Source organism: Nocardia sp. NPDC004168 (genome assembly GCF_040610355.1).
In the GTDB taxonomy this organism is placed as follows: domain Bacteria; phylum Actinomycetota; class Actinomycetes; order Mycobacteriales; family Mycobacteriaceae; genus Nocardia; species Nocardia sichangensis.
Genome location: NZ_JBEXME010000027.1, coordinates 47,990 through 62,460 on the forward strand (window position 1 = coordinate 47,990; position 14,471 = coordinate 62,460).

At 68.6% G+C, this 14,471-nt stretch carries 9 protein-coding genes; 3 read left to right on the forward strand and 6 right to left on the reverse strand.

Features of this window, described 5'->3' with window-relative positions:
• Nucleotides 1-72: 72 nt before the first annotated feature.
• The 5 genes from ABZW96_RS31215 to ABZW96_RS31235 all read right to left on the reverse strand — a co-directional run bounded on the left by ABZW96_RS31215 (nt 73) and on the right by ABZW96_RS31235 (nt 5,138).
• Nucleotides 73-1,737 (reverse strand): regulator, encoded by a 1,665-nt coding sequence (locus ABZW96_RS31215; protein ID WP_355079523.1) that lies wholly within the window; start codon nt 1,735-1,737, stop codon nt 73-75.
• The gene (locus ABZW96_RS31220) at nt 1,712-2,464 is read right to left on the reverse strand and encodes a cysteine hydrolase (protein ID WP_355079525.1); all 753 of its coding nucleotides are present in this window, start codon (nt 2,462-2,464) and stop codon (nt 1,712-1,714) included. The genes ABZW96_RS31215 and ABZW96_RS31220 overlap by 26 nt, the downstream gene beginning before the upstream one ends.
• A complete protein-coding gene (locus ABZW96_RS31225) occupies nt 2,464-3,849 on the reverse strand; it encodes an allophanate hydrolase (RefSeq protein ID WP_355079527.1) in 1,386 nt (461 codons plus the stop codon). Before ABZW96_RS31225 ends, ABZW96_RS31220 begins: the two co-directional genes overlap by 1 nt.
• Nucleotides 3,850-3,912: 63 nt before the next feature.
• Nucleotides 3,913-4,581, reverse strand: a complete 669-nt coding sequence (locus ABZW96_RS31230) for a GntR family transcriptional regulator (protein WP_355079529.1) — start codon at nt 4,579-4,581, stop codon at nt 3,913-3,915.
• Nucleotides 4,582-4,955: 374 nt separating this feature from the next.
• Nucleotides 4,956-5,138 (reverse strand): hypothetical protein, encoded by a 183-nt coding sequence (locus tag ABZW96_RS31235; RefSeq protein ID WP_355079531.1) that lies wholly within the window; start codon nt 5,136-5,138, stop codon nt 4,956-4,958.
• A 163-nt stretch (nt 5,139-5,301) separates the two neighbouring features.
• Between ABZW96_RS31235 and ABZW96_RS31240 the strand changes: the two genes are divergently transcribed.
• Entirely contained in the window at nt 5,302-6,165 is an 864-nt protein-coding gene (locus ABZW96_RS31240) for a hypothetical protein (protein WP_355079533.1), read from the forward strand.
• Between the two features lie 221 nt (nt 6,166-6,386).
• On the opposite strand, the gene ABZW96_RS31245 is transcribed toward ABZW96_RS31240, so the two are convergent.
• On the reverse strand, nt 6,387-6,974 hold the full coding sequence (locus ABZW96_RS31245) for a VanZ family protein (protein WP_355079535.1): 588 nt from the start codon (nt 6,972-6,974) through the stop codon (nt 6,387-6,389).
• Nucleotides 6,975-7,518: 544 nt separating this feature from the next.
• Here ABZW96_RS31245 and ABZW96_RS31250 point away from each other — a divergent pair.
• Together ABZW96_RS31250 and ABZW96_RS31255 are read left to right on the forward strand one after the other, a co-directional pair.
• Nucleotides 7,519-12,048, forward strand: a complete 4,530-nt coding sequence (locus ABZW96_RS31250; protein WP_355079537.1) for a HAMP domain-containing protein — start codon at nt 7,519-7,521, stop codon at nt 12,046-12,048.
• The gene (locus ABZW96_RS31255; protein ID WP_355079539.1) at nt 12,048-14,429 is read left to right on the forward strand and encodes a SpoIIE family protein phosphatase; all 2,382 of its coding nucleotides are present in this window, start codon (nt 12,048-12,050) and stop codon (nt 14,427-14,429) included. Before ABZW96_RS31250 ends, ABZW96_RS31255 begins: the two co-directional genes overlap by 1 nt.
• Nucleotides 14,430-14,471: the final 42 nt, after the last annotated feature.

Sequence of the window (14,471 nt, forward strand, 5' to 3'; positions counted from 1 at the left end):
TGTTGATCAACAACGCGGGCCGCCCGCTGCAAGACCCGTCTGACAATCCCGTGGCACACAGAACGGGTTAGCTCAGTCGAGCGGCGTCGCGGCGGGCTCCACGGCCACCGGCTCGGGCTGCGCCGGTGTGGCCTCTGCCGGTCGCGTCGGCCGTTCGGGCGTTGCCGGGACCGCCGCGAGCGGCTTCCGAGCCCCGGCCAGCCGCGAGTAGGCGAGGCAGACCAGCCCGCATAACAGATAGCCCAGCGCCACCTTCGGTGCCGCAGCCCAGGCGATCTGGGCGGCGTGGATCAGGCCGATCCAGCTCAGTGCCGCGGCGGCGGCGCACGCGGTGGCCGCGGCGACGAAGCGCTTGTCCAGGATGAAGGTCACGACCGCGCCGAGCACCAGACCGGCCAGCACACCGCCCGAGCCCAGCGTCTTCAGCCCGTCGTACACCACGCCCGCTTGGCCGAGCGCGGCGTCGCCGACGTTGTCGGCGGTGGTACCGGCCGCCGTCAGCGCGTTGTCGATCTGGCCGACCGCCCACTCGGCGAGGTTCGGGATCAGCGCCGCGACCACCGCCACGGCGTGCAACTTGGGCACCGCCTGGAACGCCTGTGCGCCGATCAGCAGGCCGATATACAGCAGAATCGGCACGATCGCCGGGATCGGCAGCAGGGTGGCGAGCACCCCGAACAGCCCCAGCAGGCACATCACGCCGATGGTGACGCCGCTGGCCAGCGAGTATCCGGTGCGCCCGCCGGCGTCCTTCCAGCCCGGATGGCCGATGTAGACCGCGGGCGGGAACGGCGAGCCGAAGCCTGAGCCGACGACGGCGCCGAGCCCGTCGGCGAGCAGCACGCTGCGCAGGTTGTAGTTGTCGCCCGCCGCCGCGGCGCTCTCCACGTTGCTCATCGCCTCGGTGAAGTTGTAGACGCCCAGCGGAATCGCCGTGGCCAGCAGCGGGCTGAGATTGCCGAGGCCGGTGAACAGCAAGTGCAGGTGCAGGGTCGGCAGCCCGATCGCGATGTCGTGCGCGGCCTTGCTGACGTCCGGCACCGACATGAACCCGCCGATCCAGCCGATCGCCGTGCCGATCAGCAGCGCCACCAGGCCGACCGGGACGTTGCCGGGCAGCCGCACGTCGGTGAAGAAGCCGATCAGGATGATCGCAAGCACGGGCAGCGCGATCCACGCGGCCTCCCACATCTGCGCGGCCGGGCGCATGGAGATGAACGTGATCGAGATGCCCGCCAGCGTGCCGAGCATTGCCGCGCGCGGGGTGATGCGGCGGATGTAGGGGCCCACGAAGCCGCCGATCATGACGATCACGCCGATCAGGAACGCCCAGGCCAGGCCCGCCGACCACGCCTTCAGCGGATCGTGGCTGCCCAGATAGATCGGCAGCATGACCACGAACACCACGATGAACATGTGCGGCACGCTGGGTCCGTACGGCAGCGCCGTCACCGTCGCCCGCTGTTCGCGGCGAGCGAGGCGGCGGGCCAGCAGCACGTAGTAGAGGTTGCCGAGCACCAGGGCCACCCCCAGCGCGGGCAGCACGCTGCCCAGCACGTCCTTGCTGGAGATGTTCACCACCGTGATGGACAGCGTGGTGAGGGTGAGCACGTTGACCAGGATGTTGAAGCAGAGCCCGAAGTAGGCGTTGGTGTCGCCGCGCGTCCACCAGGGCAAGCGGAGGGCGGCGGGTTCCTCGGCGGGTGCAGTGTCACTGGGTTGCGTTTCGAGGGACATCGGCTTTCCTGTTCACTAGACCGGGCGTATCGGCGGAAGGAGCGAGCTGGGCGGGGGTGGTCAGCGCGGCGACGACAGCGGCCGAATCGGCGACCCAGCCGAAAATGCCGCCCTGTGCCGCGATCATCTCCAGCCCCACTCGCTGGAATTCGGGGAAATAGGAACCGACGCAGTCGGACACGACCAGGCACTCGTAGCCCCGGTCGTTGGCTTCGCGCACGGTGGTGTGCACGCACACCTCGGTGGTGACTCCGGTGACCAGCAGGGAGCGGAGGCCCCCGCGCTGCAATTCGTCGGCGAGGCCGGTGGCGTAGAAGGCGCCCTTGCCCGGCTTGTCGATCACGACCTCGTCCGGCAGCGGTGCCAGCTCGTCGACGATGTCGTGGCCGTACTCGCCGCGGATCAGGATGCGGCCGAACCGCCCCCGGTCGCCGATGCGCTGGGAGGGGTTGCCGCGCAACAGCTTCGACGGGGGGCAATCGGACAGATCGGGCCGGTGACCCTCCCGGGTGTGCAGCACCGGCACCCCCGCCTCGCGGGCGGCGGCCAGCAGCGCGCGCAGCGGCTCGATCACCGTGCGCAGCAGGCCGACGTCGTTGCCGAGGCTCTCGCCGAAGCCGCCGGGCAGCAGGAAGTCCCGCTGCATATCGATGATCAGCAGGGCCAGGGTGCCCGGCTCGTATCGGAAGGGTCCCGGCCGCGCCGGAATGGACTGTGTGGCGGTCATTACCGCTCCTTCGCTGCTCGGGCGGCGGCCGCGGCGGTCACCACCGTGCGGGGTTCGTCGAGGATGCGCGCCGCGGCCGCCAGCACGGTGTCGTCAGCGAGCGCGGGACCGGCCACCATGACCGACAGCGGCCGTCCGTCGCCGGTCACGCCCACCGGCACCGCCACGGCGGTGAGGTCGAGCAGATTCCCGAAATGGGTGTAGTGCCCGAGCACGGTGTTGGTGGCGACAGGATCGGCCAGCACCTGCGCCACGGTGAACGTGGTGCCGATGGCGGGCAGCACCAGCACGTCGAAGTCGGCCCACATCCGGGCCACCCGCGCGCGCAGCCGTTGTAGCCGCTGCTGCGCCCGGAACACGTCCACCGCGTCGAACCGGTAGCCACCGGTGAGGATTTCGCGCACTGTCGGCAGTATCGAGTCCGGATGATCGGCCAGGAAGTCGCCGAACTCCACCAGCCGCTCGGCCACCCAGGGGCCCTGATAGAGCAGCTCGCCCGCCGCCAGGAACGGCTCCAGAGTGGTCGCCACGCAGTCGAATCCGAGCCCGGACAGGCGCTCCCGCAGCGTCAGGTGCGCATCACGGAACACCGTGTCGCCGAAGAACTCCAGCTCCGCCGCCGCGGGCAGCCCGGCGCGCAGCCGACCGCCGCGGTGGCGCGGCCCGCGGGGGCGGCTCCAGGGATCGTCCGGGTCCACCGCCGCGATCACGTCGAAGACCCGGTCGAGGTCCTCGATCGAGGTCGCGGTGAGGGTGACGCAGTCCAGCGACTTGCACGCCGGGACCAGCCCGACCGCGCTGATCAACCCGCGCGACGGCTTCCAGCCGACGATGCCGTTGAGCGCGGCCGGGACCCGGCCGGACCCGGCGGTATCGGTGGCCACGCAGAACGGCACCTCGCCCAGGGCCACCGCCCGCGCGGAGCCGGAGCTGGACCCGCCGCAGACGAGGTCGCCGCCGAAGACGCTGCGCGGGATGGTGTATGGGGTGCGGGTGCCGTTCAGCCCGGTGGCGAACTGATCCAGGTTGGTCTTGCCCACGAACAGCGCGCCCGCGTCCAGCAGGCGCTGCACCGCCGGGGCGGTTCCGATTGCCGTATAGGCGAAGTCGGGGCAGGCCAGGGTGGTGGGCCAGCCCGCGACATCGATGCTGTCCTTCACCCCGAACGGCACGCCGTACAGCGGCAGCGTGCGCGCGCCCGGCCGCCGCTCGATCTCGGCCGCCGCGGCCAGCAGTTGCGCGCGGGGCACCGGCGTGATCCAGGTGCCGTCGTCGCCGTGGGCGGCGATCGCGTCGGCGACCCGCGCCGCGGTGTTCATCGGTGAGCCGCTACCGCTTTCGTGTGAATGCAGGATCTCGGCGATGCTGGGTCCCGTGCTGCGCATTTGTCGATTGTCGACAGAATGCGTGAAGCCCGGTGTGTTCGTGTGTTTCGGCTGTGTTGCCGGTCAGCGGAATTCGAGATCGAGGTAGGCCAGCTCGCCGTGCGTGCGCATCTCCTCCAGCACGATGTCCCGGTCGTTGGTCTCCAGGGCGGCCAGCAGCGCGGCGTGCCGGCGCACCCCGTCGCGGCGGTGCGTGGCCCGCGCCTCCTCCCGCAGGTTGCGGGCCATCGGCAGCTGCAGCTTCAGCAGGATCGGCGCATAGGCCAGATCCAGCTGCCGATGGCCGGCCAGCGCGACGATCGCGGCGTGGAAGCGGCGGTGCGCGTTGTCCCGCTCGAAGTCGTCGCCGCAGCCGTCGGCCGCCCGCATGTCGGCCAGCGCGGCGCGCACCGCGCGCAGCGGATCTCCCGTGGCTGGCAGCGGAAACGCGCTCTCCACCGCGTGCCGCTCCAGGACCCGCCGCAGCTCGAACAGTTGCCGCACGTCCGTGGCCGACCACACCACCACCCGGAAGCCGCGGCGCGGCAGATGCTCGATGAGCCCCTCCTGCACCAGCAGCCGCAGCGCCTCCCGCACCGGCGCCCGGCTGGTGCCCAGCCGGGCGCACAGCGCCTCCTCGCCGATCCGATCGCCCGGCGCGTACGCCCCGCTCAGTACCTCCGACCGCACATGCCGCACCGCCAAATCCACCAGGCTCGGCGGCAGCACGGTCTCCTCAGCACGCACCGTCATGCTTCGAGTCTACGAACGGGGTGTTCGGCGGCCGCTGCCCCGGACCCGCCCAGGACAGGAAGGCCGCCGTGGACACCGTGACATCGGCGGAGCTGTAGTACCAGCCGTTCCAGGTGTCGGCGACGATCACTGGATGCCGTGCCCGCGCGCCGTGTCATTGGTGGGCAGCCAGATCCCGTTGCAGCCTCGACCTTGTTCCACTGCCTCGGGGAGCGCCACGTGCGGCATGAACAATCTGAAGCGGTTCACCGAATTCGACACTGGCGCCGCGCGCATCGGCGGCCACCGCTACCGAACGAATGCGCTGCGCGAGCACCCCGAGTCTCGGCTTCGAACGCACGGTGTTGTCGCGACCCGCGCGGTTCAACGCCGCCTCAGAACAGCCGATCACCCGAAGGCACGGGCGTCGTTCCCACGCGTACGCGCTCCTCGTCGTCGATGACATCCTCGATCGCGTCGATCTGGTCCTGAACCACCTCGGCGCGCGCCACCAACTCGATCCGGTCGGGCTCGGTGAGGCTCTCGGCACCGAGCTTCTCGAAAACGCAGGAGAGCACTGACCGTAAGTCCTCTAGCTTGCTGTCTGACTCCACGGGACCTCACCCTACGTCCGAACTCGACGAACATCCGCTTCTGCCGATTATCGAGTGGTAGACGCCGATCAGCTCTGGGACCATCGGGTCAGCGTTCGACATTGATGCCGATGGAAGGACATCGCGGATGACCACGCCGCGGCGGTACTGGATCAGATTCGACCCACAGCAGTGCTCCGACCCACGGTTCCGGCAGGGCGTCGGCGTGACTGGATTCGACGTACCGGATTGCCTGTCGATGGTGGTGAAGCTGTTCCCCGACGAGCCGATGCCACCTGTGCGCCGAATTACGGCCGACATCTCACTGGCCGAGCCACTGCCGGTGAATCCTCGCTATCTCGGCGTCCCGGTGTGGCGCGGCGTGTGGTATCCACCCGTGAATCTTGAAACCGGGCCGACCCGCGCCATCGACCGAAGAGGCGCGCCTTCCGAATACCCGACACCCGTCACAGCATCGGGCCGTCGAATGCGGGTCAGCGAGACACTACACACGAAAACCACATGGCGGGACGAAATCCCGCATATCAATGGGCTGCTGTGGCCGCTGGTGACCATGCACCACGCCGAGTACGGCCGCGGAATGCGGCTCAGCGCCCCAGCGCTTCGCGCCGTCTGCGCCACGGATCCGACCTACGGGGACATGGTGCGCGAAGCTCTCGACTACATGATCGCCTGGCGCCCGACACCGGATGAATGGTTCGACGCGACCGAAACCAGGTTCGCCGATCAACGGGACCTGGACGAGTACCTGCGAGCCTTCCGCGACTACCTATTCGGAACTCGCTCGGAGCCGCTCTATCCTCCCGGCAGCGAACCGCTTTCACCCGAGGACGAGTACATGCGAGCCATCCGCCGCTTGGTCATCACTCGCCCGGAGCCCATCCACCCACCCGGCAGCGAACCGCTTTCACCCGACGGGGAACAGGGTTTCGCTCGCGCTGCACGTCAAACCCCTGTTGAGAGCTCAACTCTTCGTTCCGAAGCCGAATAATCTCTACACGCGGCTCACGGGTCCAACCGCCGCTCGGCAACACCTCGGAACCACTCCCCCGGCCGATCACCGAGCTGGCTCTAGTGAACTCGAGTGCGCGCTCATGCCGATTTCCGTGCATCCAGCGGGATCGGTCTCCAGTGTGGGATCTGTTGATCGGGGCAGCTCGTCGCGCATGGCTGGCATCGCCCCAGCGGCCACGCACTTTCTCGATGATCTCCCTACTCGGGGAAGGTGGGCTGGAGGACGCCGTATCGCTCGGAGACGATGCCCCGTGTCGGCTCTTCGGGTAAAGCCGGCTCGGAACGGTCGGTAATTGCGCGCGACGCCCACTGATGTCGTGAGAGCTGGCCCGCCAGGCATGCACCGACCGCGTTCAACAGTACGTCGTCGACGGATGAGTGACGGCCGATTGCGAGGGCGAACTGTGCAGTCTCCACCGCGATCGAAGCTGCCGCTCCCGCCAACAGGATGCGGTACGAGCGGGCGAACCAGGGTCGGCGCACGGGCAACAGGAAGCCGAGTACGGCGAAGACCAACAGATTCCCGCCGAACTGCTCGATCACCCGGTCGTCGGCCAGTTGCTCGGCCAGATCACGCAGCGGCACGAGATTCAGCGAACGACCCGTTCCGGTCGGCGTGAGGATCATCCACAACCACGGCGCCGTACCCGTCACCATCCCGACATCGCACAGCGCCGCCCGCCACCCGCGCGGCCCAACCAGCCGCCAGGCCACGAGACCGGCTACCGGTATCGCGGCGATCGCGGCCACCACGACCCCACCCCACGCCTCCCAAGTCCCGTTCACCCCGCCAGTATCACCCAAATGACTAGCGCCACAGACTTGGCCGAAATCGCCACCCGCACAGCTCCACCCATCGCCACCCATGCCCGGCGGAGGTTCCTGAAGTCAGGTGAGCGGCAAAAGCCCTGACACCAGTCTTAAGTAGCCGCTGTGCGCGCTGAGCGAAGCTCACGGGCGGTGCCCGGCCCCCAACTCAGCTGGATTGAACGAGCCTTGGCGAAGGTCCCTCTCTCGACCGATCTCGCATGCTTACCATTGGCGACCTACGTCCCCTTGCATGCCGCGCACGCATCACAGCCACATGGCTGGATGCAGCGCTCCTTTCGCGTGCCGAACCTGATGGCCATGCTGCTGCGGGCTGGGCCGTTGGGCCCTTCCAAATCGGTTCCGCGAAACCGGACGCCGGGCATCGCGTCTCGTGAATGATAGTTTCAAAGCGATATGCGCGGGTGTCTCTGTGTTCAGCAGCCAGCACAGCACCGCTGGTCGGCGATCCCGTCGTGCGCGGCATCGCGTCCGAATGGGGTGGGGCAGAGCGAGGATGAGCATGACAGACACGGCGGCACCTGCCCGCACCGCATCGAGGCAGGCTGTCACGGCCGCGGATCAGGTCGAGTTGCGCCAGCTACTGGCCGGATTGACAGCCGTGCGCGACGGCGATTTCGGCACCCGGTTGCCGACGGACGCCGACGGGTTGCTCGGCGAGATCGCGACGGTGTTCAACGGCATGGTGGACCAGCTGTCGCTGTTCACCTCGGAAGTCACCCGGGTCGCGCGCGAGGTCGGCACGGACGGGCGGCTGGGTGGTCAAGCCGAGGTGCCCGGCGTGTCCGGCACCTGGAAGGACCTCACCGACTCGGTGAACGCGATGGCGGGCAACCTCACCAGCCAGGTGCGCGACATCGCCCAGGTCGCGACCGCGGTGGCGCGGGGCGACCTGTCCCAGAAGATCGACGTGGACGCACGCGGTGAGATCCTCGAGCTGAAGAACACGGTCAATACGATGGTGGACCAGCTGTCCGCGTTCGCGGACGAGGTCACCCGCGTCGCGCGCGAAGTCGGTTCGGAGGGCCGGCTCGGCGGTCAGGCGGAGGTGCCCGGCGTCGGTGGCGTGTGGCGCGACCTCACCGCTTCGGTGAACTTCATGGCGGGCAACCTGACCGACCAGGTCCGCAACATCGCGCAGGTGACGACCGCGGTGGCGCGAGGCGACTTGAGCCAGAAGATCACAGTGAGCGCCCGTGGCGAGATCCTCGAGCTGAAGAACACCATCAACACGATGGTCGATCAGCTGTCGTCCTTCGCCGACGAGGTCACGCGGGTATCGCGCGAGGTGGGCACCGAGGGCATCCTCGGTGGCCAGGCGGATGTGAAGGGCGTCTCCGGCACCTGGCGCGACCTCACCGACTCGGTGAACTTCATGGCGGGCAACCTGACCGCGCAGGTGCGTTCGATCGCTCAGGTGGCAACCGCGGTGGCGCAGGGTGATCTGTCGCAAAAGATCAGAGTGGACGCCCGTGGCGAGATCCTGGAGCTGAAGAGCACCATCAACACGATGGTCGATCAGCTCTCGGCGTTCGCCGACGAGGTCACCCGCGTGGCCCGCGAGGTCGGCACCGAGGGCAGGCTGGGCGGGCAGGCGGACGTGAAGGGCGTCTCCGGTACCTGGAAGGACCTCACCGAGTCGGTCAACGTCATGGGCGACAACCTCACCGCGCAGGTGCGTTCGATCGCCCAGGTCACCACCGCGGTGGCCCGTGGCGATCTGAGTCAGAAGATCAGGGTGGACGCCCGTGGCGAGATCCTGGAGCTGAAAGAGACCATCAACACGATGGTCGATCAGCTCTCGGCGTTCGCCGACGAGGTCACCCGCGTGGCCCGCGAGGTCGGCACCGAGGGCAATCTCGGTGGCCAGGCGACTGTGCGGGGCGTGTCGGGCACGTGGAAGGACCTGACCGACAACGTCAACGTGATGGCGTCGAACCTGACCGGCCAGGTGCGTTCGATCGCTCAGGTCGCCACGGCGGTGGCGCGCGGTGATCTGAGTCAGAAGATCACCGTGGAGGCGAAGGGCGAGGTCGCGGCACTTGCCGGGGTGATCAACACGATGGTCGACACGCTGTCCGCGTTCGCCGACGAGGTCACTCGCGTCGCCCGCGAGGTCGGCACCGAGGGCATGCTCGGCGGCCAGGCACGCGTGCCGAATGTGGCGGGCACGTGGAAGGACTTGACCGACAACGTCAACTCCATGGCGAACAATCTGACCAACCAGGTCCGCAACATCGCCCAGGTCACCACCGCGGTCGCGCAAGGCGATCTGACCCGCAAGATCGACGTGGACGCGCGCGGCGAGATCCTCGAGTTGAAGACCACGATCAACACGATGGTCGACCAGCTGTCCGCGTTCGCGGCCGAGGTCACCCGCGTCGCCCGCGAGGTGGGATCGGAGGGGCGGCTGGGCGGCCAGGCCGAGGTCGAGGGCGTCTCGGGCACATGGAAACGGCTGACCGAGAACGTCAACGAGTTGGCGGGCAACCTGACCCGCCAGGTCCGCGCGATCGCCGCGGTCACCAGCGCCGTCGCCGAGGGCGACCTGACCCGCTCCATCACCGTGGAGGCCTCCGGTGAGGTCGCGGAGTTGAAGGACAACATCAACGCGATGGTGGAGTCGCTGCGCGAGACCACCAAGGCCAACCAGGATCAGGACTGGCTGAAGACCAATCTCGCCCGTATCTCCGGTCTCATGCAGGGTCAACGCGACCTGCACGTGGTGGCCGGGCTGATCATGGACGAGCTGGTGCCGTTGGTTTCCGCGCAGTTCGGCGCGTTCTACCTCGCCGACGACAGCGACGAGCGGCCGGAGCTGCGGCTGATCAGCTCCTATGGCAGCCCGGAGGAACCGGGCAGCCCTTCGCGGTTCGCCTTCGGCCAGTCCCTGGTAGGCCAGGCCGCACGCAGTCGCCGCACGATCGCGGTGGAGAATGTGCCCGGCGACTACGTCACCATCTCCTCCGGGCTCGGGCAGACCGCACCGGTGAACCTGCTCATGTTGCCGATCGTGGTGGAGGAACAGGTCCTCGGCGTGATCGAGCTGGCTTCCGTGCACCGCTTCACCCGCATCCACGGGGATTTCCTCGACCAGCTGATGGAAACCGTCGGCGTCAACGTCAACACCATCATCGCCAACGCCCGCACCGACGAGCTACTGGTCGAATCCCAGCGCCTGACCACCGAACTGCAAGCCCGTTCCGAGGAATTGCAAGTGCAGCAGGAGGAACTGCAGCGATCCAACGCCGAGCTGGAGGACAAGGCGGCACTGCTGGCCATGCAGAACCGCGACATCGAAGCCAAGAACCTTCAGATCGAGCAGGCTCGGCAGGAACTCGAGACCCGTGCCCAAGAACTCGCGCTCGCGTCGAAGTACAAATCGGAATTCTTGGCCAACATGAGCCATGAGCTGCGCACCCCGCTCAACAGTCTGCTCATCCTCGCCCAGCTGCTGGCCCAGAACCCGAGCCGCAATCTCACGCCCAAGCAGGTGGAGTACGCGGGCATCATCCACTCGGCGGGCTCGGATCTGCTCCAGCTGATCAACGACATCCTCGACCTGTCCAAGGTGGAGGCGGGCAAGATGGACCTCACGCCCGAACGCGTGTCGTTGCGTCAGTTGCTGGACTACTTCGAGGCCACCTTCCGGCCGATGACCACCCAGAAGAGTCTGCGCTTCCGCGTCACGACCGCCCCCGGCCTGCCGTCGGACCTGCTCACCGACGACCCGCGGCTGCGGCAGGTGCTGCGGAACCTGCTGTCCAACGCGGTCAAGTTCACCGAGACCGGGTCGGTACAGCTGCGGATCGAACCGGCGGAGGCGAGCGAGTTGCCCGCCGCAGTGCGCCAGCACGGCCCGGCCGTCGCGTTCCGGGTGATCGACACCGGGATCGGCATCGCCGAACACCAGCTCGAGTCGATCTTCGGCGCCTTCCAGCAGGCCGACGGCACCACCAGCCGCAAGTACGGCGGCACCGGCCTGGGTCTGTCGATCAGCCGGGAGATCGCCTACCTGCTCGGCGGCGCCATCAGCGCCGAAAGCACGCTGGGCGAGGGCAGCACGTTCACCCTCTACCTCCCGGTGGCGCGGCCGGACTTCCAGGAGGCGCCGCCTCGCGAGCGGGACGACACGCAGCAGGCCGACAGTCGGCCGGAGCGCACCCCTGCTCCCACACCTCAACAGCACCGCAGGCTCCTGGTCGTCGAGGAGCGCCCGCAAGGCCTGCTGTCGCTGGTCGCGCAGAGCGCTGTCGCCGAACTGGCCGACAGCAACGACCCGCGTGGTCCGGTTCAGGTCGTCACTACGGTGGGGGTGGAAGAGGCGGTGGCGGCGATGGCCGCCGAAGCGTTCCATTGCGTCGTGCTCGAGCTGGACTTGCCCGACGGCGCCGCGCTGCGGTTCCTGGAGACGATGGACGGGGACGTCGCATTGAGAAGCGTCCCGGTACTGGTTCACAACCGCCGGCTCGACGCCGAGCAGGAACGCATGCTGCAACATCGCGCCACAAGCCAGCCGCTGGAGCTGCTGTCCAGCCTGGACGATCTGCGGGAGCGGATCGCGCTGCACGTCACCGCCGAGGCACCCGGCGACATGCTGCCCTTGGTCCGTCGCGAAGATGCATCCGCCCCGGCGCCACAGCGGCCGGACGGCAAGCTCGCCGGCCGCACGGTGCTCATCATCGACGACGACGCCCGCAACCTCTTCGCGCTCAGCAGCATCCTCGAACTGCACGGCATGAGCGTTCTGCACGCGGAGGACGGGCGGGAGGGCATCGACAAGCTCATCGCCCACCCAGAGACGGACCTGGTCCTGATGGACGTGATGATGCCCGAGATGGACGGCTACACCGCGACGGCGACGATCCGCGAGATGCCACGGTACGAGAGCCTGCCGATCATCGCCGTGACAGCCAAGGCGATGCTGGGCGACCGCGAGAAGAGCCTCGCCTCCGGAGCCAACGACTACGTCACCAAACCGGTCGACGCGGACGCCTTGATCGCGTGCATCCAGCACTGGCTGGATGCCTGATGACCGACCTGGACAACCCCTACACCGAGGCCGGCGCGGCAGCTGACGCTCCCTCGCCCGTTGGCCCCGCGGTCCACCGCCTCGCGGCCACCGTAGAGCGGCTGCGTGCGCAAATCCAACAGGCCCAGGCCACCGCCGACGGACGCGCGCTGATCGAGATGGCCAAAGGCGTTCTGGTCGAACGGCTGCACTGCGGGCCCGCGCAGGCGGCACGGCAACTCGAGGCCCTCGCCGAGCGAGCGGGCATCACACCGCTCGAGTTGGCCGCCGAACTGGTCGACCAGTCGGCCCAGGACAAGGTCAGCGCGGTGGTGGGCGAGTTCTTGCTGCGCGCCGCCTCACCGGGAGAGCCATCCGCGGCCGTGCGCTTGCGTACGGCCGAAAGCGGGCTGCTTGCAGCCGGTGACAGTCAACGTGTCGCGGAGTCGGTGCTGGAGCACGCTCTGACGCCGCTGGGCGCCACCGCCGTGGCGATCTGGTCCGCAGGCGCCGACGCGTCGCTGACCCTGTCCGGTTTCGCCGGCATCGGCCCCCACGAGGCCGAGCGCTGGCGATACGTGCCGCCCGGTGTGGTGACTCCGGCCCGGCAGGCGCTGATGGAGCGCAACGCGGTATGGATCGATGACCTGAACCGGGCCGGGCCGCCGTCCATCGGTGACCGCGAGGGCGGCAGGGCGGCGATTCCGGCGGGCGCGGGGGGCAAGCTGCTCGGCGTCCTCGAGGTGTGCTGGCCGCAACCGCTCGAACCACAGCCGCCCCAGGTGCTCCGGCAGTTGGAGGCACTGGCCGAGCTGTGCGCACACACCTTGGAGGCGGACCTCGCCGCCGTGCGGGCGCCGGACCGCCCCGGTGTCGCGGATCTCGTGCGACTCGCGGACGGCCTTTTCGACCCGGCGCTCGTGCTGCTGCCCCACCTCGGCGAGGACGGCGCGCTCGCCGACTTCCGCATCCACCACGTCAACAGTTGCTTCGTCGACCCGGCCGGGCGTCCGCGCGGTCTGGTCAACGGCGCGTTGCTGCTCGAGGCGTACCCCATGGCGGCGAGTGACGGGCAGCTGTTCGAGCGGATCGAGCACGTCTTCGCCACCGGCGAGACCTACCGTGCCGACCGAATGATGCTGACCGAACTGGTCGGCCAAGTGCCGCTGACCGTCTCGACCGCCCTCAGCATCAGCCGCCACGGCGACACCGTGCTGCTGGTATGGCGGGTGGAGGACGAGACGGCGCGGCTGGCGGCGCTGCTGCAGCACGCACAGCGCCTCGGCCGCGTCGGCGGGTTCGAAGAGAACGCCGCAAGCGGCGAGATCACCTGGAGCAGTCAACTTTTCGCTCTCTACGGGCTCGCGCCCACCGCGGAGCCGATCCCGCTCGCGCAACTGCCGGGGCACGTCCACGACGACGACGTGAATGCCGTCGACCGGTTCCTGCGGACCTTGCTGCGCTACCGCCGCTCGGCTTCCACGGCCTTCCGCTTGATCCGGCCGGACGGCGTGACCCGGCATATCCGGATCGTCGCCGAGCCGGTCCTGGAGGCAGGTCACCTGGCCGCCATCCGCGGCGCCTATCAGGACATTTCCGCGCAGCACTGGACCGAGGTCGCGCTGTCCGCGACACGCGACCGGCTGGCGCACAGCGAGCAGCACGCCGCCGAACAGAGCCAGCTGGCCCGGCAGCTCCAGCAGGCGATCATGCCGGACGCGCAGCCGTCCATCGAGGCGTTCGGTCTGCGCATAGCGGTGCGATACCGGCCCGCCGAGCAGGAATACACCGTCGGCGGAGACTGGTACGACGCGGTCGTGCTGCCTTCCAAGCAGATCCTGGTGTCCGTCGGCGACATCACCGGCCACGGCGTCAAGGCAGCCACAGGCATGGTGGTGCTCCGCAACGCCCTGCGTGGCCTCGCCGCCACCGGCGCAGGTCCAGGGCAGATGCTGACGTGGCTGAACCTGGTGGCCCACCACCTGACCGACAACATCTTCGCCACCGCCATCTGCGGGCTCTACGACCCACAGACCCGCGTCCTGCGCTGGGCCCGCGCGGGCCACCTGCCGCCGGTGCTGGTGCGCGCAGGCCAGGCGTCCAGCTTGCCCCTGCTCCAAGGGATGCTCCTCGGAGCTGTGGCGGAGACGACGTTCGAGGAAGCCGAACTGCAACTGGAGCCGGACGACACTCTCCTGCTCTACACCGATGGGCTGATCGAGCGCCGAGACCGGCTGCTGGACGACTGCATCGAACGGTTGCTCGTGAGGTCGGCACAGCTCAGCGGAACCCTGGACGAGCGCCTGGACGAATTGCTCGACGGCAGCGATGCCGATACCGACGACGACACGTGCGTGGTGGGTATTCAAGTGGGGCCGGGTCAAGACTCCCCGGGCAGCTGAGACCGGCCGACCGAGGACGCCGGTGCGAGTCCGGTACGAACT